This is a genomic window from Aeromonas sp. A04 (assembly GCF_047780465.1).
In the GTDB taxonomy this organism is placed as follows: domain Bacteria; phylum Pseudomonadota; class Gammaproteobacteria; order Enterobacterales; family Aeromonadaceae; genus Aeromonas; species Aeromonas bestiarum.
In genome coordinates this window covers 128,588-150,209 of record NZ_JBLNHP010000005.1, presented here as the reverse complement: position 1 = coordinate 150,209, position 21,622 = coordinate 128,588, and the positions used below count along the sequence as shown (strand labels likewise).

Annotated in this window: 18 protein-coding genes; 15 read left to right on the top strand and 3 right to left on the bottom strand. The window is 58.5% G+C overall.

The window, feature by feature from the left end; all coding sequences use genetic code 11:
• Positions 1-256: 256 nt before the first annotated feature.
• The 7 genes from ACM3N8_RS16315 (at position 257) to ACM3N8_RS16285 (ending at position 7,880) form a co-directional block, all read left to right on the top strand.
• Positions 257-3,640 carry an EAL domain-containing protein gene (locus ACM3N8_RS16315; RefSeq protein WP_416016356.1) on the top strand — a complete coding sequence of 1,128 codons (3,384 nt, stop codon included), beginning with the start codon at positions 257-259 and terminating at the stop codon, positions 3,638-3,640.
• A 155-nt stretch (positions 3,641-3,795) separates the two neighbouring features.
• Positions 3,796-4,905: a phage protease gene (locus tag ACM3N8_RS16310; protein WP_416016355.1), complete on the top strand. Its 1,110-nt coding sequence runs from the start codon at positions 3,796-3,798 to the stop codon at positions 4,903-4,905.
• A gap of 44 nt (positions 4,906-4,949) precedes the next feature.
• Positions 4,950-5,858, top strand: a complete 909-nt coding sequence (locus ACM3N8_RS16305; protein ID WP_416016354.1) for a Mu-like prophage major head subunit gpT family protein — start codon at positions 4,950-4,952, stop codon at positions 5,856-5,858.
• 108 nt (positions 5,859-5,966) lie between these two features.
• Positions 5,967-6,275 (top strand): hypothetical protein, encoded by a 309-nt coding sequence (locus ACM3N8_RS16300; RefSeq protein WP_416016353.1) that lies wholly within the window; start codon positions 5,967-5,969, stop codon positions 6,273-6,275.
• Positions 6,272-6,688 carry a gp436 family protein gene (locus ACM3N8_RS16295; protein ID WP_416016352.1) on the top strand — a complete coding sequence of 139 codons (417 nt, stop codon included), beginning with the start codon at positions 6,272-6,274 and terminating at the stop codon, positions 6,686-6,688. Before ACM3N8_RS16300 ends, ACM3N8_RS16295 begins: the two co-directional genes overlap by 4 nt.
• Complete coding sequence (locus tag ACM3N8_RS16290; RefSeq protein ID WP_416016351.1) at positions 6,685-7,134, top strand: hypothetical protein; 450 nt, start codon at positions 6,685-6,687, stop codon at positions 7,132-7,134. Before ACM3N8_RS16295 ends, ACM3N8_RS16290 begins: the two co-directional genes overlap by 4 nt.
• Positions 7,131-7,880, top strand: coding sequence for a hypothetical protein (locus ACM3N8_RS16285; protein ID WP_416016350.1), 750 nt, complete (start codon positions 7,131-7,133; stop codon positions 7,878-7,880). The genes ACM3N8_RS16290 and ACM3N8_RS16285 overlap by 4 nt, the downstream gene beginning before the upstream one ends.
• 106 nt (positions 7,881-7,986) lie before the next feature.
• Here ACM3N8_RS16285 and ACM3N8_RS16280 read toward each other — a convergent pair whose 3' ends face one another.
• Together ACM3N8_RS16280 and ACM3N8_RS16275 are read right to left on the bottom strand one after the other, a co-directional pair.
• Positions 7,987-8,940 carry a hypothetical protein gene (locus tag ACM3N8_RS16280; protein WP_416016349.1) on the bottom strand — a complete coding sequence of 318 codons (954 nt, stop codon included), beginning with the start codon at positions 8,938-8,940 and terminating at the stop codon, positions 7,987-7,989.
• 35 nt (positions 8,941-8,975) lie between these two features.
• Positions 8,976-9,182, bottom strand: coding sequence for a hypothetical protein (locus tag ACM3N8_RS16275; RefSeq protein WP_416016348.1), 207 nt, complete (start codon positions 9,180-9,182; stop codon positions 8,976-8,978).
• 118 nt (positions 9,183-9,300) lie between these two features.
• On the opposite strand from ACM3N8_RS16275, the gene ACM3N8_RS16270 reads away from it, so the two are divergent.
• The 8 genes from ACM3N8_RS16270 (at position 9,301) to ACM3N8_RS16235 (ending at position 21,164) form a co-directional block, all read left to right on the top strand.
• The gene (locus ACM3N8_RS16270) at positions 9,301-12,138 is read left to right on the top strand and encodes a tape measure protein (RefSeq protein WP_416016347.1); all 2,838 of its coding nucleotides are present in this window, start codon (positions 9,301-9,303) and stop codon (positions 12,136-12,138) included.
• Entirely contained in the window at positions 12,135-12,503 is a 369-nt protein-coding gene (locus ACM3N8_RS16265) for a hypothetical protein (protein ID WP_416016346.1), read from the top strand. The genes ACM3N8_RS16270 and ACM3N8_RS16265 overlap by 4 nt, the downstream gene beginning before the upstream one ends.
• Positions 12,500-16,114, top strand: a complete 3,615-nt coding sequence (locus tag ACM3N8_RS16260) for a curculin (mannose-binding) lectin protein (RefSeq protein WP_416016345.1) — start codon at positions 12,500-12,502, stop codon at positions 16,112-16,114. Before ACM3N8_RS16265 ends, ACM3N8_RS16260 begins: the two co-directional genes overlap by 4 nt.
• A 96-nt stretch (positions 16,115-16,210) precedes the next feature.
• The gene (locus ACM3N8_RS16255; protein ID WP_416016344.1) at positions 16,211-17,407 is read left to right on the top strand and encodes a hypothetical protein; all 1,197 of its coding nucleotides are present in this window, start codon (positions 16,211-16,213) and stop codon (positions 17,405-17,407) included.
• 2 nt (positions 17,408-17,409) lie between these two features.
• Positions 17,410-18,561 carry a hypothetical protein gene (locus ACM3N8_RS16250; protein WP_282790120.1) on the top strand — a complete coding sequence of 384 codons (1,152 nt, stop codon included), beginning with the start codon at positions 17,410-17,412 and terminating at the stop codon, positions 18,559-18,561.
• A gap of 15 nt (positions 18,562-18,576) precedes the next feature.
• Positions 18,577-18,981 (top strand): hypothetical protein, encoded by a 405-nt coding sequence (locus ACM3N8_RS16245; protein WP_416016343.1) that lies wholly within the window; start codon positions 18,577-18,579, stop codon positions 18,979-18,981.
• Positions 18,982-18,993: 12 nt separating this feature from the next.
• On the top strand, positions 18,994-20,943 hold the full coding sequence (locus ACM3N8_RS16240) for a hypothetical protein (RefSeq protein WP_416016342.1): 1,950 nt from the start codon (positions 18,994-18,996) through the stop codon (positions 20,941-20,943).
• Positions 20,940-21,164, top strand: coding sequence for a hypothetical protein (locus tag ACM3N8_RS16235; protein WP_282790123.1), 225 nt, complete (start codon positions 20,940-20,942; stop codon positions 21,162-21,164). Before ACM3N8_RS16240 ends, ACM3N8_RS16235 begins: the two co-directional genes overlap by 4 nt.
• Positions 21,165-21,246: 82 nt before the next feature.
• Here ACM3N8_RS16235 and ACM3N8_RS16230 read toward each other — a convergent pair whose 3' ends face one another.
• Complete coding sequence (locus ACM3N8_RS16230; RefSeq protein ID WP_172955322.1) at positions 21,247-21,387, bottom strand: hypothetical protein; 141 nt, start codon at positions 21,385-21,387, stop codon at positions 21,247-21,249.
• Positions 21,388-21,622: the final 235 nt, after the last annotated feature.

The window sequence follows — 21,622 nt, the reverse complement described above, 5'->3', positions numbered from 1 at the left end:
AACAGCATTAAACGCAGCTTTTGTATCACTGTTCGAGCAGTCGACTGAACTATGTCGGCACATCCTCTTTTGGACGAACGCCAATGCAAACCGAGCAACCGTGCCTCACGATGGGTACGGTAGAGCCCAAAAACCGAATGGGCATCACAGTGGCTGAGAATAGTATTCGAATAACACCTTAGACTTACCTATTATTGTTGGAGGTGATAAGTACAACTCAATGGATGAGCGTTTCGGGAGCAAAAGGAGTACGACATTGGGACGAAGTTTTGAAGCTCGATTGTTAGGTACCGCCTTGCTCACTGTCTTGGCTGTTATTGCTCTATCGTTCACGACTTGGCGGGTGTTGAACGATTCCTCCCAAGCCGCCCTATGGGTATCCCACACTCATGAATTGCTGCATTTGCTTGCCCGAACTCGCGGCTACACATTGCAAACCGAATTGGCCACTCAGGGTTATCGTCTAACTGGTGATGAGGCAAACTTGGTTGAACGTGACGAGGCCATTATCGGCAGGGAAAGAAATCTGATACTCATTAAACAAGCGATTGGTGATAATCCACACCAAAGGGATAGGTGGGAACAGTTACGAAAAGTGGTTGATCAGCGTCTGTTAATAGCGCGAGAAATCGAAAGACTACGAAGAACTCAAGGAGAAAATGCTGCCAACGCCTATGTGAAAAGCGCACCGTTAAGAGCAACGAGAACACGTATCTACAAGTTGTTGGATGAAATGGATAATGAAGAAAGGATATTGCTTGAAAGGCGCCAAATCGATCTGAACGAGCTTAATCGAACACTCCTTTTTTTAGAGATAGTCATTGCTATATCTGTCTGTTTATTATTGCTGGGCATTTTAGTGCTGGTTATAAGACAGCTGAGAATTGTCAGAGATGAGCAGAGTATTCGCGTAGCCAGTGAAGATAATTTGATTTCAACATTGAGCTCTATTGGTGATGCAGTCATTGTGACAGATGTGTCTGGCAAGATAACCAGAGTGAATCGGATGGCTGAGTCGATGACTGGGTGGCCAGCAACCGATGCGGTAGGAAAGCAACTGAGAGATATTATTACTCTTGTTGATGAAGATACCCACGAACCTGTGATCCCACCTATTGCAGTTGCTTTGACTACTGGTGTTGTCCAGACATCAGCACGGCATCTTCTGCTTATCTCGCGTGAAGGGAATGAGGTTCCTGTGAGTGATAGTACGGCACCCATATCTCAACCACGGAAGGTGGCCAGTGGGATTGTGCTGGTTCTACGAGATGTGGCGACACAGCGCCAAGCAGAAAGAGCTATCCTTGCTCAGAATGCTCGACTAGAGCAGAACATTCATGAGACTACGCACCAATGGCATGAAAGCGAAACACACTTACGTGATGTACTTACCTCTGTTCCAATGATGATTGCATATGTGGACTCAAACCGCCGATATGTATATGTCAACGAGCAATATCGTGCTCGTTTTGCGCCTGACTGGCGAGATATTACCGGTCACTCAGTACAAGAAGTATTGGGTGATGAACGCTACGTCATCGCAGACCCATTGATTAATAAAGCATTGAAGGGAGTTGCTCAATGTTATGATTGGCAACCTTTCCCTGGGGTGTGGCAACAAATAAACTATTTTCCAAAGCGGGATAAGAATGATGAGATAGTTGGTTATTACGTTCTGGGTGCTGACATCACGATGCAGAAATTATCTGAACTCAGGATTCAGACACTTAACGAAGAGTTGGCTCAGAGAGTCAAGGAGCTGGAGCATGTATCCCGAGCCCTGCGAACGCTCAGTGCTGGTAATAAAGCCATGCTCCGAGCCAGTCATGAGCAAGAGTTGCTTGAAAATATGTGCCAGGCGATCGTTCAAGTCGGCCACTATAAAATGGCGATCATTTGGTTCCGAGTCGAAGGGAGTGACTCACTTATATATCCCGTTGCACAGAGTGGTTTCCCAGGGGGAATGGAAGCACTCACGACATTAAAGGAACGGATGGTCGAGGGAAGTCGAGGAAATAGTGTTACGCCATTAGCGATACGAACAGGGGAAGTTCAAGTCTCTCATAATATGATTGACGATCAAAATTTCTCAGAATGGCGAGACCAGTTACACGGTACGACTTCCAGTTTGTCGTGCCCTTTGACCGTAGAAGGCAGTACCATAGGCACATTGACAATTTATGATATAGAAAAAAGTGCATTCAGTCAGGATGAAATAAACTTGTTGACTGAATCCAGCGAGGATCTCGCATTTGGTATATCTATGTTGCGATCTCAAATGGAGCACGAAAACACAAGGAATGCGATGCAGTATATATTAAGGCATGACCCCCTGACAGGGTTAGGGAACGTCTTGCTATTTGAGCAGATTTTGACAGAGAAGCTTGCATTTTGCATGCATGAAGAAATGCCACTGAGCACGTTGCAGTTCAACATAGAGCGGTTGAGTGAAATAAATGATGCGTTGGGTCTCAGGCATGGTGACGAAGTACTTTGCGAGTTTTCCAGACGATTACTGCAAGGTGCACCTGATACCTCTTTTATTGCCCGTATAAGAGGAGATGAGTTTGCCATCATACTGGAAGGCTGTGATACTCATTCCGCATTGAAGCATGTCGATGAAATTCTCCAAAAGTTATCACCTGCATATCAGATCGCCGGTATCTCTATTGAAGTGACCGCCAAGGTTGGTATTGCGCTGTTCCCCCTGCATGGTGCTACAGCAGCAGAGCTATTGCGTAATATGAGCAAAGCTGTAAATCAAGCGAAGAAAATGGGCGTTGATGTATCCATCTACGATCCCGGCCAACCTCAAACTGAAGCCGCTAAATTGGCAATGGTTGGTGAGTTACGCCGTGCGATTGAAAATAAGGAGTTTCGTCTTTATTTACAACCCAAGCTGGCACTTCACAACATGAGTGTTTGCGGTGCTGAGGTACTGATCCGCTGGGCACACCCCAGGTTAGGGCTTCTGGGGCCTGGGAGCTTTATTCACTTGGCGGAACAAACCGGTTTGATAAAACCCTTGACGGAGTGGATCCTGCAAGCAGCGCTTGATCTGCTCAAATTATGGCTGACTCAAAATCTGGCAATGCCTATTGCCGTGAATTTGTCTGCTCGTAGTCTTCGGGATGAAGAACTCCCCAACAAGATATCGGCATGGCAGATCGAGCGAGGTGTGTATTCGGGACTTCTCGAATTGGAGATCACCGAAAGCTCAGTGATGGAGGAACCCGAGCAGTCATTATCGTTGTTACAGGCAATGAAAGATAATGGGTTATCCCTTTATATAGACGATTATGGTACTGGCTACTCATCTCTCAAGTATCTGCAACAACTTCCTGTGGACTATATAAAAATTGATCAGTCATTTGTCACCAATATGTCGGACAACGCTGGTTCAGCGTTGATTGTCCAGTCAACCATCGAACTGGTGAAAGGATTGGGGCGAAAAACTGTCGCAGAGGGGGTGGAGTCCTTGGCTGTTCTGCAGCAGTTGAAAGCGTTAGGCTGTGACTATGCTCAAGGATATTTCATCGCGAAACCAATGCCTGCCGAGCAGTTTCAGTCCTGGGTAAGTGAGTTTGATTCAGGCAGGTTAAGTGTTCAGCCTGACTCAAACCACGTTGCTCATCGGTAAATCCGGGATCCCTGATCCCTTGGCGATTCTGTAACCCGTCATAAACCCTTCCCAAACCATACCGGTATGAAACTGGCTGCACCTGTTTATCGGAGTGATAAGCGATGCCGTCAGCACGTCAAAATGCAATCAGTCCCACACTGACCCCTATATCCATGGCAGTGCTTGATGCGGCTCTGAAGAGTGGTGGTGATGGCTGGCAGCAGCTTCTGCCTCTCGGCCCTTTCAAGGCCCGCGATGGTCGCCCGTTCGATGTACCTAGTGGCCACTGGCAACTCGACAAGTCCATTGCCACCACCCTCATCAATCGTGTCAGAGAGATGGGGCAAGACATCCTCATCGACTACGACCACCAGACCCTCAAGACCGACCAGAACGGCCAGCCAGCCCCTGCGGCCGGCTGGTACAACGCCGACGAAATCGAGTGGCGCGAAGGGGCGGGCCTCTTTATCAAGCCGCGCTGGACCGATCGCGCCGCCGCCCTGGTGGCCGCCAAAGAGTACCGCTTCCTGTCAGCCGTTTTCCCCTATGACGCCCTGGGGCGCCCGCTGGAGCTGCGCATGACTGCCATCACCAACGACCCGGGTGTGGTGGGGATGCAGGTACTGGCGGCCCTGAGTGCGCTACCCGCTTCAAGCCTTATGTCTACCCAACCCGGCCAGCTGGCCACCCCAATCAAGGAGATATCCATGAACGAGCACTTGATCGCGCTGCTCGGCAAACTCGGCATCCAGCCGGGCACCGATGGTCAGCTGACCGCCGAGCAGGGCACAGCCGCGCTGGCGGCCCTCGATACCCTGCAGGCCAGCGCCAAGAAGGCGCCGGAACTGGAGGCTGCTCTCTCAGCAGAAAAAGCATCGCTGGCCGCCCTCAAGGCCCAGCCGGTGCAGCAGAGCGGCCAGATTGATCTGGCTCAATACGTGCCGGTGGCAACCTATAACGCCCTGGTTACCCAGGTAGCGGCCCTCACTGCCCAGGTGGATACCACAGATGCCGCGACCCTTATCAAGGAGGCCCGCACCCAGGGCAAGGTGGTGGCCGCCGAAGAGGAGTACCTGACCGCCTACGCCGCCCAGAAAGGGGTGGCTGCCCTCAGGGCGCTGCTGGATCCGCGCCCGGCCATAGCTGCGTTGGCCGCCAGTCAGACCACCGCCGTCACCCTGCCCGAAAAGAAGGGTGATGCCGTGCTCTCGGCCGAGGACAAGTACGCCGCCGATCAGCTCGGTATCACCCATGAGGCGTTCGCCAAGGCCAAGCAGGCTTAAGCGTACGACTCACCACCTCGATTATCCAGAGAAGGAACACATCAATGGCCATCATTACACCCGCGCTGCTGCAGTCCCTGTTCACCGGCTTCAAGAAGAACTTTGAAGACGCCAAGGGGGAGGCGCCTACCCAGTACACAGAGATCGCGACTGTCATCAAATCGACCACCAAATCCAACACCTATGGCTGGCTCGGCAAGTTTCCATCCCTGCGCAAGTGGGTCGGGGATCGGGTGATCGAGTCGATGAAGGCGCACGGTTACCAGATCGTCAACGAAGACTTCGAGGCCACAGTGGGGGTCGATCGCAACGATATCGAGGACGATGAGCTGGGCATCTATGCCCCCTTGTTTCAGGAGATGGGCCTCGCAGCTGGGGTACATCCCGACGAGCTCTGCTTCGGCCTGCTCGGGGCTGGCTTCACCACGCCCTGCTACGACGCTCAGTATTTCTTCGACACTGATCACCCCGTTTATCCCAAGGCCGATGGCACAGGGACCCCGGTACTGAGTGCCAACCTGGTGGTGGATGGCGCCTATACCGGCGAGCCCTGGTTCCTGCTTGATACCAGCCGCGCCCTCAAGCCCATCATCTTCCAGGAGCGCAAGGCGTCGCAGCTCATCGCCATGACCAAGATCGACGATGAGGCGGTGTTTACCCGCAAGGAGTTCCGCTACGGGGTGGATTGCCGCGATGCCGCCGGTTTCGGCTTCTGGCAACTGGCGTTCGCCAACAAACGGGCGCTTACCCCTGACAACCTGTGGGATGCCTTCAGCCGGATGCGGGAGTTCCAGGCGGATGGCGGCCGCAAGCTCGGCGTGAAGCCCACCTTGCTGGTGGTACCGCCGTCGCTGGAGAAGCTGGCGACCCAGATGCTGGAGCGGGAGCTGTCCGATAGCAGCAGCAACGAGCTCAAGGGCAAGTTGAAGCTGGTGGTGGCGGACTACCTGTAAATCCCACCGTTACGCGCTGTTTAAGAACAGGGTTAAACGGCCACAGGATTGGCGTTTAACCCCCCGTTTAAACAGGCCTCGACCAGATATGAAAGAGGGAAACATGAGATGGAACACGAGATGGAACAGGCTATTCGAGTTGGCATCACATCAACGCTTCGTCAGGTCTATTTCCGAGCGGGCCTGCCGATTGATCCAGGCAAGTCTGAGATGGCTGTGTCGCCTCTGCAGTGCGAGACCCTGGAGGCCGATCCGCGTCTGGTGGTCGTGCGGTTGGCTGAGGACGCCGAGCTTTCGCCAGCTGACCCACCGCAGACGAGCGGGGATCTGGACGCAGCAGTGGGTGGCCTGAGCACAGAGCCCGAAAACCAGGCGCCTGTCGCCAAGCCCGCCAGTAGCAAGGGTAAGGGCAAATGAGCTACGCCAGCGTCAATGACATGGTGATCCGGTTTGGCGAGGCGGAGCTGCTGCGCCTCGCCATGACGCCGGCCGGCGAGCTGGATCAGGCCGCCATCACCATCGCCCTGCAGGACGCCGGAGCCTTGATCGATGGCTACCTGGCAGGGCGCTACCCCTTGCCGCTGGCCCATATCCCGAGTGCCCTGGTCCCCATCTGCGCCGATATCGCCCGCCATCGCCTCTATGGCGAGCAGGCGCCGGAGCAGATCGCCAAGCGTAACGAGGCCGCCCTGGCCTTCCTCAAGTTGGTGGGCAAGGGGGAGCTGGCGCTTGGCCTGACGGCCGATGGCGAGCAGGTGGAGAGCCAGAACCTGGCCCAGTTGCAGTCTGATGGCCGGGTCTTTGGCCGAAGCAGTGGGGGCTTTCTATGAGCACTCAAGCCAGCACTCCATCCCCCGAGCTTGACTACCTGGCGGCCGGTGAGCGGCTGCGCGAACTGCTGCTGCCATTGAAGGCCAAAGGGCTCAAGGAGGTGTTTGTGGCCACCGACCTGGATGCGGTGGCCAACCTGGGTCAGCACACGCCGGCCATTCATGTGATTTACCAGGGCGAGCGGGAGAACGACACCACCCAGTCCGGGCGGCAAAGTGCGTTCGATCAGGTCTGGCTGTTGGTGCTGGTGCATCGCGCCAGCCCGAAGGAGGCCGGCGCCGGTGTGTGGATGGGGCGGATGCTGCAGGCCGTTGCCGGGCGGGCCTGCGGAGACAGTACCTTTCGGCGTGAAACCGCACCGGTCAAGCCGAGTTACAAGGGTGGGGTGGTGTATCTGCCCCTTGCCTTCAAGACGACAGTGAAATTCAAGGGAGAACGGTCATGAGCGAAACACTGCACCTGGAAGGGGATCTCTATATCGAGACCTTCACCAACAACGTCTCGAACGGGGTGATTGGCCCGGTGGACGTCAACAGCCTGGAGGTCAAACCGGACAGCGAGAAGATCAGCATTCCGAGCAAGCGCAAGCACAAGCTGGGCCAGGCGCGGGAAAGCTACTTCGTGCCCAAGCCCGCGACGGTCAACATCAAGACCAGCGAGATCCCACCGGTCCTGTTGGCCGCCGCCTTTATGGGGCTAGAGAGCCCCATCAATCAGGGGGCGGGGACGCTGACCGAGGTGCCGGTGACCCTGCTGGCGCACCCCAAGTGGGTGAGCCTAGGCAAGACCAACCTCTCGGCCACCAGCCTGGTGGTGAAGGAGGGGGCCACCTCTTTGGTGCTCGGTACCGACTTCGAGATCAACTATGCCCTGGGGCTGCTGCGAGCCACCAAGGCGGGGGCCGTGGCAGACGGTGGGCCCGTGACCGTCAGCGCCAGCTATAACGCCATCACCGGCACACGTATCGCCGGCAACGTGCAGCCGGAGGTGAAGGCGAAGCTCACCCTGGATGGGCGGAGCGTGATTGGCGGGGAGTCCATCATCCTGACAGTTCCCCGCGCCAGCCTGGCCCCCAAGAAGGCGGTGGACTTCCTCAGTGACAAGCCCATCGAGATCGAGTTGGAGGGGGAACTGCTGGCCTTGGATGGCGAGACAGCCCCCTTCTATGTGGACCGGCCTGAGACGGTGTAAGGGCTGGATAGCAGAACGGCGGGGAGACCCGCCGTTGTTGTTAAATACACCATACTGTGAATGTAGATTTAGACTTAACATTCAGGTAATGGCGTTTATTTTTTGTTCATTCATCCATCACTTTGGCAATCATGTACGAACAATATCCGCAGAAGTTTCCATCTGAAATCTCCTCTGATGGAATACTGGCCCCACATCTGCTGCACTCATGATTCGCAGAGTAGCCACAAGCTGCACACACTCCCTCATGAAACACGTATGTATCATTGTAGCATGATGGGCAACTAATAACCGGTGTGTCACCACCGTCTGTTGCGGCTATATATGCATCTCCAGCGTAGTAATCATTTATTACGTCACTGACTATCTCATCATAGGGAACCTTACTCTCACATACCCGGCACTTGAAATAAGCATTTATTGCATCGCCGGAATCTGCTGTTTCTATTAAATCCGATCCACATTCTGTGCAGCTATATTCTTGTAGTGCATGAAGTATTTTATCAATGAAGTAATTTAGCCGTTCAAGTGACTCATTGCACTTTTTCTTTTCCTTTTCGTAGACTTCGTTTGTGTCGACTAATATCCTCCAATAATCTTCGCCAAGAAGCTCTCTAGGATCTTTCCCTAGTTCATCGGTGATGAAATCTCGTATTATGAGAAAGGAATCTGATATCAGTTTCTGTATCGACTCATGCGTTAGAGGGCTGTAATAGTGTTCAATGTCATTTCTATATGTATTAATATGTCCCAGCTTCTTCCAGTCCACAGATATATTTAAAGACTTAAAACGCTCTTCGATGCTACGAACATCCACAGTCTTTTTGCCTCTCCCAACCCAGTTGACTGAACCTGAATCATCTATTTCAGGTAGTACGGTCTGCTTTATTAAAGCCTCATCAGAATCTTCGGGGCTAAGCTCGCAAAGCTTGTGCTTGAATAGCAGAAGGATTCCTGCGAATATGTTTCTTGTGGCGGAAATAATTCTTCTTTCATCAGTTGATTCAAAATCCTCCAGTCCAATAGCTATAGAATCTATTGCATTTTTAAGAATGCTCATAAAATCTCCTTTGTAGGTGTCATTAGTCTTGAGTGTTAAATTATATCTACAAGCTCAATTTTACCTTGTCCATAACATTGGACTGTGTATTCGAGTAGTTCGACTTCAGGAATGCCTAATCCTCTGAAATATACTCTGGCTTTTTCCGTAACAGCATTTTGAGAATGAGCCCTTACAAAAATCTGGTGAAATCTATCTAGGCTATTCTTCTCAGGATAGAAACAAACGCGATAGTTTTTCATGTTGGTTCCTTGTCATTTTGGGTGTATCCCTGTGATATGTCTTAGTAATTCGGCATAAACCCACTCATTCTGCCATCCCTTTACCATAGGGCATATCTGAATCTCTCAGGAATGTCCCATGTCCACCTCTTCCACCCTCAAACTCGCCCTTGAGCTGGCGGCCAAGGTCACCGGCCGCGAGGATCTGGCCGCACTGGCGGGTGAGGTGCGGGAACTGGGCCCCGTTGCCGATGAGACCGCTGCCGAGACTGAGCGCCTGGCGCAAACGCTGGAAACTTTGAGCCAGCAGCAGGTGCTTATCCAGCAGTTCAATGACGCCAAAGCCGCTCTGACTCAGCTTGAGCTGGCGACTGTGTTGAGCCGTGACAAGCTGGCGCAGCTGCGTGCAGAGCAGCAGGCGGGTACGGGGGACGCCAAGGCGCTGGCTGACCAGGAACGGTTGCTGGCCTCCGAGGTCAAGCAGCTGGAGCGTCAGCTGGTCGCTCAGGCCGCTAGTCATACCCGCTTGCACGCAGGCCTCACCCAATCCGGGCTCGATACCAAGAACCTCAGCCAAGAGCAGCAGCGCCTGCAGCGTGAACTGGCCCAGACGGTCGCCCAGACCGAGCGGCTGGGGCGCGAACTTAGCCAGGGCAGCCAGCGGACCAACGGCTTTCAGGGGGCGATCGGCAGCCTGACGGGCCGCTTGCTGGCCTTGGCGGGTACCTGGTTCGGGCTGCAGACCTTGACCACACAGCTTGTGGCCATGTTCAAGACCGGTGACCAGGCCGAGCGCCTCGATGTGCAGCTCAAGGCGGTGATGGGATCGCTCGCCGGTGGCGCCGAGGCTAGCGCCTGGATACAGCAATTCGCCAAAGATACCCCGCTGCAGCTCGACGAGGTGACTCAGGTCTTCGTGCGCCTCAAGGCCTTTGGCATCGACCCTATGGGCGGCGCCATGCAGGGCATAGTCGATCAGGCGTTCAAGCTCGGCGGCAGCTTTGAGGAGGTGCAGGGCATCTCCCTGGCCCTCGGTCAGGCCTGGGCCAAGCAGAAGCTGCAGGGGGAGGAGATCCTGCAACTCATCGAGCGGGGAGTGCCGGTGTGGCAGCTGTTGGAGCAGGTGACCGGCAAGAATACCGCCGAGCTGCAGAAGCTCTCCGAGGCGGGCAAGCTCGGCCGTGACACCATTGCCGCCCTGATGAACGAGATCGCGGCCCAATCCTCTGGGGCCGCCCGTGACAACATGAGCCTGCTCTCCGGGCTTATCTCCAATGTCCAGGACAACCTGGCCAAGTTCTACCGCCTGGTGAGCGAGTCCGGTGCGCTGGATTGGCTCAAGAATCAACTGGCCAACCTCAATGCCGAGTTTGAGGCGATGGCCAGGGATGGCCGCCTGCAAGCCTGGGCGCAGCGTCTTTCTGATGGCTTCATCTCGCTCGGGGAAACCCTCAAGTCCCTTATCCAGACACTCTCCGAGTGGCGCACCGCGCTGACCGTGCTGGCCCAGGCTTGGGTGGGGCTCAAGATTGTCGGCTGGATAGGGGATCTGCGCAGCCTCTATGCCCAGTTCATCGCCCTGCCCACGGCGACGGCCACGGCGGCCGGTGGCATGACCACGGCCGGTACTGTGGCGGCAGGTGCCGCCATCGGCGTTAGAGCCTTGGGGGCTGCGGTCAAGGGGTTGCTGGCCGCCGTGACGGTGGAATCCATCATCCAGATCACCCAGTTCGCCTCTGCCCTGCGTCAATTGGTGCAGGCCGAGCTGGCCCTCAGAGAAGCGCAGACCCTGCGCTCGGAGACCCAGGCCCGCCTCAATGGCCAGTTTGCGGCACTGTCGGTCGAGCTGGGGGTTGCCATCACCAGCATGGCGGACCTCGATCGCGCTGTGCGTGATGGCAAGGTGCATTACGACGAGGCCAGCGGCAGCTGGCGACAAGGTGCCGCCGCCGTCAAAGCCTTGGGGGATGAGGCCAAGGCTACTCGCGACTACTTAGGCGAAATCAATGCCGTGGCCAAGCAGACGGCGGCAGATGGCCCGGCCAAGTTGGCCAAGGCCTTCGAGACGTTGGGGCTGGACTTCGAGCGGGCCAATGGCCGCATCGGCGCGGGCTTTCAGAAGACCTTGGGCGCCCTGGATGTGCTGGTACAGCATACCGGCACCAGCGCAGCCGCCATCGAGGAGGCGCTGGCCAGTGCCTACAACAGCGCCAAGACCAAGGCCGAGCTCGATGCTGTGATCGAGCGCCAGCAGCAACTGGCCGCCCAGGGCAAGATCACCGGCGAGGCGCTGGCCCGCTCCATGGCCATCGCCGCCGACGCCATGGGCAAGGTGAAAGGGGGAAGCGGGGAGGCCAAGCAGGCGGTGGCGGCCATCGGCGATGGTTTTGATGAGGCCGCCGCGCGAGCCAAGGGGGCGACCGATGCGATGCAGGCCGGGCTCAAGGGCGTGCAGGACGAGGCCGAGCAGACCAATACCAGCCTCTCCAGCGGCGGAGGGGGCGGCAATGGCAACACCCGCACCGTCAATGCCGGATCTTTCTATTACAAGAGCGTGGATATCAACAGCCTGCGCGGCAATGCCGATGGCCTGGCCAACACACTTGCAGGTGTGGAGGAGGAGCTCGCCCGCTACAGCCAGAAGGTCAAAGACATTCCGGCCTATAGCGAGTGGAGCAAGTATTACGGCGAGAAGTTCCAGAAAGAGATGGAGGCCATGCGGGCCCAGCTCAAGGCGGAGCTCAGCAAGGCCCAGGCCAAGGAGTCAGAGCAGGCTCAAACCGCCAGCACATCGGCAGCAGGCCCGTCAGACCCTGGCTCACAACCGCCCTCCCAAGCCCCGTTCAATCAGGGCCAACCCCAGCGGCACATCATCGAACTGCGTGGGCCGAGCGGCGCCAGAGCCGAGGTGCAGGCCGATGAGGCCAACGCCAACGCCTTTATCAGTCTCCTTAAACAGCAGGGATTGCGCTCATGAACGTGACCTTAAACAGCGAGCTGCTGCCCGATGATCTGGTCTGGCGCGACGAGTTTGACTGGTCTCCCGTCGAACAGGTGGTAACGCCAACCCTCTCGGGGGCGCTCCTGGTGGAGGAGACCCCAAGGCCAGAGGGGCGCCCCATTACCCTGGTGGGCCATTGCGCCCGCGCCACCGTGCTGCGGCTCAAGGCACTGGAGGCGCTGCCGGGTCAGTTGCTGACTCTGACCCTGCTGGACGGGGTGGCGCGCACCGTCATCTGGCGCCGCCCCGGCGTGGTGGTAACGGCCCTGATCGAGATGGCCGACCCCGAGGCGGGCGAGCCCTATGCCCTGACCCTGAATTTCACCGAGGTAAGCCCATGACCATTCTTTCTGGCGATATCAAGCTGATGACCAGCCAGCGGATGACGGACACCCCGGATGGCGGTGGCCGTATCACTGGCAAGGAGGTAGTCAGCGGCGAGCACAATTCGATTTTCCCTGACGTGTCAGATCTGGACCGCGCCTATGGGGTGGTCAACCTGCGCAAGGTATTCTTGGCCACCCAGACCGACAACGTGGATACCTACTTTGGTGCCAACGCTACCGTGCTGTTGCCCCCGAGCGATCCTAACGTGGGCCTGTGCCTGATGAGCACCAAAGACCACCACGACACCCGGGCTACCGCTCGCGACGTGCTGGAGCGCTATCTGGCGCGTGGGCCCAAGTGGCGGGGCTTTCTCTACGACACCCAGTTGGAAGGGCAGCGAGCGATCCGCTTCTTCCAGCGGGTCGAGGTACGTCTGCCAGAGATTGGCGAGACCCTGGTGCTGGTCGGCAATGAGGGCAAGGCGGGCGAGTTCGAGCAGTATGTGCGCGTCCTTGAAGTGAACCAGCAACTGGCCAAGTTCCAGATTGCCGGGGTGCCGGAGTTCACCCGCAACGTGGTGACCTGCGTCCTTGCTGACCCCTTGCGCTACACCTTCGAGGGGGAACAGCCGACCCCCTATGACGTGGTGACCAACGCCAAAACGGCGCTGCGCGAGACGGTGGTGGCCGATGCGGCCAACTACTACGCCAGTACCAAGATGGCGGAAGATGCGGCGTTCGGTGCCATGCAGGTGAAGGCAAAGACCATTTTCACCCAGCTGGTGCCAGCCGCCCGCAGCGAGACCCCCGCCGTGGATCTGACGGCAGCCGGCGAGCTGGCCAGCCTGGTGGATTCTGGCCAGGGGCTGGTGAGCTTCACCACGGCCGCCAACATAGCCCCGAGCCGGGGCCTGTTCCTCGGCAGCGGCGCCAAGCCTGGTACGGTGACCATCACCATAGGCGCCGCCACCATCACCGACAAGGGCGGTGAGCTGGTTGTGGCGGGATCCGTAGTGGGGTCTATCGACTATGGCCGTGGTCATTGTGAGTTCAATGCCCAGTGCCCGAACTACGGCGCGGCCAGCAAAACAGTGAGCTTCTGGCCAGCCTCCCGCCCGGCTCGCATCGCCGACACGGCGCGGATCGAGGTAAAGGCCAACAACCGGGGCTATGCCTACACCATCACCCTGCAGCCGACCCCGGCACCGGGCACCACCACCATCAGTTTTATGGCGCAAGGCAAATGGTATGACTTGAAGGACAACGGCCGGGGTGAGCTGCGCGGTGCGGATCTCTCTTACGGATCCGGCACCCTCAACCTGGCCACCGGTTCGCTCATGCTGACCCTGGGGGCGCTGCCGGATGTGGACACCTCCATCATGTTCAGCTGGGCCACCCCGGTGAACTACACCAACCGTAGCGGGCAGGCGATCAGCATCAGCAAGAGCGCCTGGCAGCTGCCCCACACCGGGGTCACCCCCAAGAGCCTGGTGCTGACTTGGGGCACTGGCAAGACCGCCAACGACTCGGTGGGGGATGGCAAGATCCGGGGCGACATCACCGGCACCATCAACTATGCCGAGGGCATCATCGATCTGGAGCACATCACCCTGCCGGCCCTTGGCCAGGAGTATGCGGCCCAGTACCAGTATGGTGAGCCGGTGACCGAGCGCCACGTCGAGCCGGGGCGCCTGAGCACCCCTGGGCAGGTGGGGCACCTCTCCATCACCCTGGATGGCTCGGGTGGTGGGGCGCACAACCTGACCCCGGGATCGGTACGGGTCAAGTTCAACGCCCTGTATCACAAGTTTGACGTGGACGATCAGGAGCTGGTGATCGCCACCCGCGATCCCATCATCACCCTGCGCGATGACGGGCTCGGCAAGCTGCTCGATGCCAGCGGCGTGGTGCTGGGGGCCATCGACTACACGGCCGGCACCCTGCATTTCATGCCGGACGGCAGCGCCCCCTTGCCTAAGCCGACCTATGCCTGGGTGACCGTGGGCACCCGCTGGGAGGGCAGCAACCAGATCGCGGTGCAGCGCTGGACCATGACCGGGATCCAGTACCACACCACGGCCTATACCTTCCCGGACGGCGAGCAGGGCTGGGTGGAGGTGACCTACCGCAACAACAACAGCGCGCAGGCCCAGAATGCCACCCTGACCGCTCAGGCGCTGCGTATCGACGTGACCCCCGGCTTTGCCGAGGCGATCCTGGAGGGCTCGATGCGCTTTACCCTCGGCGGGTCTACCTACGTTGACCGGCAGGGGCTGCTCTACCGCAACCCGGATCCCGAGACGGGCGCCGGCATCCAGGCGGGCACCATCGACTACTCCAACGGGTTGGCGGTGCTGGCTGACTGGGCGGCCGGGCAAGCAGCCCAGCCTGCGCTGCAATCGCTGGCCACCTCGTTCAGCGCCCAGTCGGTGGATGCGGTGACCTTCCGCACCCCGGGAGCTCCGCTGGCACCGGGTAGCCTCTACATCAGCGCCAACACCGCCAGCGGTCGCCGTATCGAGGCCACGGCGGACGGGGATGGCTATTTCACCACCGCCGACATGGACGGCCGGGTGAGCTACCAGACCGGCATCGTGCAGGTGCGCTTTGGCCGCAAGGTCACGGCAGCCGGCAACGAGAGCCAGCCCTGGTATGACGCCGAGGCAGTGGGGGAGGATGGCAAGATCTGGAAGCCGATCAGCGTGGTGGCTGACACCATCCGGTTCAACTGCGTGGTGTTCAGCTATCTGCCGCTGGATGCCGACATCATAGGGCTGGATCCGGTGCGCCTGCCGTCTGATGGCCGGGTGCCATTTATCCGCAAGGGCAATATCGTGGTGGTGCACAGCACCCAGCGCAGCGCCTTCCCGCTGGGGGTGACGGCAGGGCAGCAGCTCAACACCAACCGCACTCGGCTGGCTTACGCCCATGTGGAGGACAAGGACGGCAAGCAACTGGCCCCGGCGCTCTACAGCGTCAACCTGGACAGCGGGATGGTCACGCTAAGCAGTCCATTAAACCTGACCGGCTACGTGGAGCCGCTGGCCGTGGTGCACCGCATTGAGGACATGAGCCTGGTCACCGATGTGGAGATATCCGGCCGGCTCACCCTGGCCCGTCCGCTGTCCCATACCTACGCCGCCAGCGACACCTATGTGTCGAGCGCGCTGATCATGGGGGATCTGTGGGCGCGCTACACCAGCCTGTTCGACCAGAGGACGTGGACCAACAAGTGGCAGGACTACGTGGACGGCGACCAGTCAACGGCTCAGTTCAACGATACCGACTTTCCGTTGGTGGTGACGAACCGGGCCACCATAGAGGAGCGCTGGGCGATCATCTTCCAGTCCAGCACCTCCTTTGTGCTGGTCGGGGAGCATGTAGGCCAGATCGCGCTGGGGGATGTGAACACCGACTTTGCCCCGGTCAACCCCAACAACGGCCAGCCCTATTTTCGGCTGGACAAGCGGGGCTGGGGCACCGGCTGGGCCGCCGGCAACGTGCTGCGCTTCAACACCCAATCGGCCAACTTCCCGATCTGGGCGATCCGCACCGTGTTGCAGTCGGTGGCGGCCAACCAGAGCGACAAGTTTGAGCTGCAACTGCGCGGCAACGTCAACCGCTAACCGGTGGGGCATTCTTTTGCAGAGAGCGCCCCACTCCTTATTTTTGCCGTGTGGCCGTACCTGATAGGCAGGGCCACACCGATGGAGACAGACGCAATGGCTTATCCCGTGAAGTGGTTCGCAAGTGAAATGCAGGGCGCCCCGAGCTTGGGGGATACTACCGATGGCGCGCTGACGGCGCTGCTCAAGGCCATCCTGGTGACCGGGTTTGGCTCTCTCACCATCAATACCCTGGCCTGGGATGCGGCCAAGGGTTGGGCGGTGGCGACCTTTACCGGTGGCCATGCCTATCTGCAAGATTCAGTTATCCAGGTAGATGGGGTGAGCCCAGCCGCCTATAACGGCGAGCATAGGGTCATGCTGGTTTCCAGCACTCAGGTGTGGTTCGAGCTGGATGGCGGCAACCCGGGATCGGCGGGTTCTGGCGCAGCCATGACCATGAAGGTGGCGCCGCTGGGCTGGACGCTGACCCATGAGAGCGGTGACGGCAAGATAGCTATCTATCGGCCGGCGAATATCAGCGAGTCGGGTAACGTCTCTCTGCGTATCGACAACTCGGCATTTTCAGGATGGTCTGGGGCCACTTACTTCGGCTACCTTGCCAAGGTCCAGATGGTCGAAGATGTGACCGATATCAATACCTTCACGCTGATCAATGATGCCCGTTGGCCAGCAACGGCCCGCTATAGCGATAAGCGGTGGGATCTTATTGGCGACAGCCAGCTGTTCTATTTTTTGCCGGCTTATGCTGCCGCCAGTTATCAATGCCTATTCGCCTTTGGCTATATCAAATCTGTGCGCCCCGGTGACCGCTATCACGCTATCTCAATGCACTACAGCTCCTTGTCAGCTGATGACGGTAGCCGCCGCTGGAACCAGGGGGCTGGTGCCAGTTTTACCAGTTATTACACCCAAGGTTTGGCTTTCGAGGATACTACCTATCGCACTATGGCACGGCCATACAGTCAGTTGTTCGGGGCTGTAGGGTGGTGGATAAAAGGGTTATTTTCCCGTTTCGGCACCGGCATGTTAGCCCCAAATGGCCCTGATAACGGGTTCTATATGTCGGTTGACCCGATCATGATATTGGAATCGGGTAACCACTTGCGGGGCTATCTACCCGGCCTTGTCTGCCCGTTTGGCAGCATCAGTTCATGGCACCGCAAGAACTTTGGCAGCCTACCAGCGCTACCCAACAAGCTGCTGCGTTTTATCTATGCCGCTTATATAGAATCAACGGCAAATGGTGGCACGACCATGATGGGTTTTGATATTACCGGCCCCTGGAGGTAACCATGGCAAGCGACCAAGCCTTACGGGATTTTATCTTAGCCAGCAACCCGGTGGGGTATTTCCCACTGGATACCCTGGCAAACTTGGGACGCGATATATCCACCTATGCCAATCATGGCAGCCAGAGCGGGTCATTCAGGCAGGTGGTGACACAACTGGCTGGCATGGACATTGCGCTGACTCAGGGGGTAAGCGCCGCTCTGGTCAGCATTCCAGATCGGGCAGAGTATAAGGGCCGCACCTTCACCATGGAGTGCATCATCCATCAACAGGAAGATGCCAACCTGGTGATCGCCGAGCGGGGAGCGGATAACCAGAACTGGTCCCTGCAAAGCGTCGGCTCTGGCCTTTCTATGCCAGCATCGTCCTTTCAGTTCTTTCTAGGCCCATCGACCTACGCCAGCTATGGCAGAGCTGGACCAACTCGGTTTGCCCACCTGATTTTTACCAGCGCGCTTGGTTACACCAAGATTTACCAAAACGGTGTCGCCTTGCTGGAGGCGGGACTTGCAACAGGGACCGGGGTGCAGGGAAATCAGGGAACACTACCTATCAACCTATTTTCCCGTAATGGCTCCTTTGGTAGTTCTGCAGGCATGGCTCACGTCGCGTTTTACAACCGCGAGCTGACAGCCGCAGAGCGGCAAGCAAGGGCCGACCTATTCACCAAAGCCTATGACATGAAGCTACAGAAAATAGCCCCGCTTCCTGCCAACCAAGAGCCAAGAAGCCAATTTATCCCACAGGATGTTGTTTGGCGCGGTACTCCACCGATGTATGCCGGCCCGTTCCCCAATCAGAAGATTTCTACTTTTGCGATCACCAAGGGGCGGGATCTCTGCTGGATCCGTGACGGTGTGCAAAACGTGGCGCAGGGTTACATCCGCAACAAGGTGACCATCGACGGGGAGGGGGTCAGACGGCGGGTTCTCTGCTTCACCCAGGACGGTGAGCTGATCGGCGAGACCTATAGCCGCGCCTCGGATGGGGTCTATCAGTTTGACCTGCTGTGGCTGAACAAGCGTTACATGCTGGTCGCCCAGGATGACCCAGCGTTTGGCCCAGCCGATTACAACGCCGTGGCGGCCGACTACCAGGCGCCGCTCCCATACCCAGCAGATGGTAGCGTGGTTCCGACCCTGTTACGCCAATAACCCAAGGAGCACTGCATGCTCAAGTTCAGTGACACGGTGCGCACCGCCCGCGCCCAGGTGCTGGCCACGGCCATCGACACCGGCAGCGCAGGCCCTGCCACCTTCAAGATCTACACAGGCCCCCGGCCGGCACCCGGGGCGGCTATCACCAGCCAGCAGCTGCTGGTTACGCTCCAGTTCCCCAACCCTTGCGCCCAGTCGGTGACGGGCGGGGTGCTGACCCTCAAGCCGCTGACCGAGCAGATGGCAACCGGCAACGGCGCCCCCAACTGGGGGCGTTTTACCAACCGGGACGGCGACTTTGTGGCGGATCTGGACGTGGGCCCCCCCAGTAGCGGGGCCGATCTGGAGATACCTACCGATGAGCTGTTTGCCGGCGCCCTGGTGCGCATCAATACCGCCACCATCACCGAACCCTAACCGGAGCCACCTATGGCCAGAAAGGACGCCTCCCTTGAGCTGCGCAAGGCGCGCCAGAGCAATGGCAAGCTGGAGCTTAACCAGGCCATAGTGGTGCGCTATGAGGCGGTGCTCAATGGCCACCCGCTGCCGCCCGTGCTGGCCTGTTCGCCCGGGCTGGTACTGCCATCCGTGGTGCAGGGGCAGACCACCGCCCCGGCGCTGTCCGCCGATGCGGGCCTGATCTACCCCGCTACCATGGCGGCGCCGTCACCGGCCGCCGTGGCAGAGATCCGGGGCACCATCGTTATCGAGTGCGCCATGGCCGTGACCACCCAGGCCGCGATCCACAACTTCGATGCGGGCTATGACGTGAATGTGTTCCGGGGGCCGAGCCATGCCAGTGCCGGCGATTGGGACCGGGCCGCGCTGATGAGCAGTGGGGTGGCCAGTGACTGGCAGCAGCCGGCCATTGAGCGATCCAGCTGCTCCGCTGACTGGCAGGAAGCCGCGCCGCAAGCATCTGCTGTAGTCGAGCTTGGGGAGGTCATGCCCCAGCGCTATGAGCTGAATCAGGGGGTGTTTGAGGAGGCCGTGGCGTTGGGAATGGCCCATGGCCAGCCGTTCGACAACCTGCCGCCGGGTCACGCCGTCACCCGGGCGCTGTGGGTCGAGGCCGCGCCGGTGGATAGCTGGCAGGTGAGCGGGTATCGCAACCCGCCGCGCTTTGACCTGGTATGGCAGGCCGACCAGTGGCAGGAAGGGGGCAAGCTGGGCAAGGCCAGCGGCCAGCCGTTGAGCCATGGCCGCCCGCAGCACTGGCGCTGGCTTGACCGGTGGGAGGAGGCCAAGCAGCCGGACCGTGGCACCAGCCCGGATCCGAAGCCGCCGATCATCCCCGAGCGCCCGGACAAGCGCACCAAGGGGCTGGTATTCGGCCGCAAGCGTGGCGATGCCTCGCTGGAGTTCGTCTGGTATGGGCAAGATGCCCGCATCGTTATCCCAACCCGGAGGGTTTATCTGGTGAGTAACACAGCAAGCATTGTGCGGGTGCGCGATGGGCTCGATATCCCGGCCACCTCGTTAAGCATCGAGCTCGATACCGATTCCTGGGCATGGCAGTTCAGCGCCCAGATCCCGCGCATCGCGGCGGCGGCCCTGACCGATGAGGAAGAGGTAAGCATCCACATCAACGGGCAGCAGTGGGAGTGCGTGTGCGATGGCTGGCAGTCGAGCCAGAGCTTTGCCCGCGAGTCGGCCACTCTGACCGGCCGCTCTCGCACTGCCTACCTGTCGCCGACCCATATCCTGGCGCAAGCGGTGAGCGAGAGTGCGGCGGCCACCATGGCCCAGCTGGCAGCAGCTGTGCTGCCGTTTGGCTGGACACTGGACTGGCAGGCGGCGGATTGGCTGGTACCGGCCGGATTTTTCAGCCTGGATAACCAGACCCCGATCGAGGCTGTCAAGTACCTGGCCGAGGCGGCTGGGGGCTTTGTGCTGCCGCATCAGCGCAATCAGCACCTGGTCATCAAGCCGCGCTATCCCACCGTGCCCTGGCAGCTTGAGACGGCGCTGGCCGATGTGGCCATCCCCCGCGCCATCATCACCACCCTGGGCAGTGACTTCCAGCCGGGGCAGGCGGCCAACGGTATCTGGGTCAGCGGTGGCCATCAGGGCATCAGTGCGCGGGTAGTGCGTCAAGGCACTGCGGGCGAGCAACTGGCCCAGAGCATCACCCATCCGCTGGTGTGCGATGTGGCTGCGGCCCGCGCTCAGGGTGTGGTGGGGCTGGCCAAGACCATGCCCAAGCGCACCCAGACCATTGAGCTGCCGCTCTCGGACGATACGGGTCTCATTATGCCGGGCGCACTGCTCGCGATGGATGGCTGGAAGGGCTACAACCGGGGCGTCAGGGTTTCTGCTGAGCTGCAGAACAAGGCCATGACGGTGCGCCAGCGACTGAGTGTGGAGCGATTTGTATGAACCTGTTCAAGCGATTCCTGGAACTGGTACCCGGTGCCGACCTGCTGCTGGTCGGTACCGTGACAGCCATGACCAGTACCACGACCACCCTGGATACGTTGGCGGGGGGCACCGTCACCGTACGCGGTGTTGGGGTGACCATCGGCAAGAAGGCATTTTACAGGGGAGGGGAGCTGGCAGGAGAGGCGCCGGACTTACCGACCTATGAGATAGAGGTTTAATACCGGTTTAACGGGCTTATCAAACTCGGCGATTCCTGTGCCACCAAGTTTGATAAAAGTACCAAGGGCACGGTTTTTCGTTTTAGGCAGACAGATTTTTCATTTTTCGCGGCGGGCTACAATAGGGCACCCGGGACTGAATGGCATGCTCGAAGGCGCCCAGTTCCGCCAGTGCAGCCTCTTGCTCACGTTTCTCATTGTCGTTTGCACGTTTCCAAAACATGGTGGAACTCCTCGTTGAGACCCTTGTGAGACTTCTCGTGACAATAGTCGACCGGCTGAATACTAGTACAGAATATTTGGCCAATCGCGCAGATATGGGGGTAATTATCTGTTTTTATTTTATTTATTCTGGCTGCCCCCGGGGGGGCCATACTCGGGTGTGCGGCCAGCACCGGCCTCATGCCCAGGCTTTTCCAACCGTCATTCCCCTGGCGCCGGCCCGGTTTTGACGGTGC

Coding starts and splice junctions, on each gene's coding strand:
- ACM3N8_RS16290 (WP_416016351.1), top strand. CDS start 6,685: ATGAGCACTCAAGCCAGCACTCCATCCCCCGAGCTTGACTACCTGGCG.
- ACM3N8_RS16305 (WP_416016354.1), top strand. CDS start 4,950: ATGGCCATCATTACACCCGCGCTGCTGCAGTCCCTGTTCACCGGCTTC.
- ACM3N8_RS16255 (WP_416016344.1), top strand. CDS start 16,211: ATGGCTTATCCCGTGAAGTGGTTCGCAAGTGAAATGCAGGGCGCCCCG.
- ACM3N8_RS16300 (WP_416016353.1), top strand. CDS start 5,967: ATGGAACACGAGATGGAACAGGCTATTCGAGTTGGCATCACATCAACG.
- ACM3N8_RS16270 (WP_416016347.1), top strand. CDS start 9,301: ATGTCCACCTCTTCCACCCTCAAACTCGCCCTTGAGCTGGCGGCCAAG.
- ACM3N8_RS16310 (WP_416016355.1), top strand. CDS start 3,796: ATGGCAGTGCTTGATGCGGCTCTGAAGAGTGGTGGTGATGGCTGGCAG.
- ACM3N8_RS16235 (WP_282790123.1), top strand. CDS start 20,940: ATGAACCTGTTCAAGCGATTCCTGGAACTGGTACCCGGTGCCGACCTG.
- ACM3N8_RS16260 (WP_416016345.1), top strand. CDS start 12,500: ATGACCATTCTTTCTGGCGATATCAAGCTGATGACCAGCCAGCGGATG.
- ACM3N8_RS16275 (WP_416016348.1), bottom strand. CDS start 9,182: ATGAAAAACTATCGCGTTTGTTTCTATCCTGAGAAGAATAGCCTAGAT.
- ACM3N8_RS16245 (WP_416016343.1), top strand. CDS start 18,577: ATGCTCAAGTTCAGTGACACGGTGCGCACCGCCCGCGCCCAGGTGCTG.
- ACM3N8_RS16265 (WP_416016346.1), top strand. CDS start 12,135: ATGAACGTGACCTTAAACAGCGAGCTGCTGCCCGATGATCTGGTCTGG.
- ACM3N8_RS16250 (WP_282790120.1), top strand. CDS start 17,410: ATGGCAAGCGACCAAGCCTTACGGGATTTTATCTTAGCCAGCAACCCG.
- ACM3N8_RS16295 (WP_416016352.1), top strand. CDS start 6,272: ATGAGCTACGCCAGCGTCAATGACATGGTGATCCGGTTTGGCGAGGCG.
- ACM3N8_RS16240 (WP_416016342.1), top strand. CDS start 18,994: ATGGCCAGAAAGGACGCCTCCCTTGAGCTGCGCAAGGCGCGCCAGAGC.
- ACM3N8_RS16280 (WP_416016349.1), bottom strand. CDS start 8,940: ATGAGCATTCTTAAAAATGCAATAGATTCTATAGCTATTGGACTGGAG.
- ACM3N8_RS16230 (WP_172955322.1), bottom strand. CDS start 21,387: ATGTTTTGGAAACGTGCAAACGACAATGAGAAACGTGAGCAAGAGGCT.
- ACM3N8_RS16285 (WP_416016350.1), top strand. CDS start 7,131: ATGAGCGAAACACTGCACCTGGAAGGGGATCTCTATATCGAGACCTTC.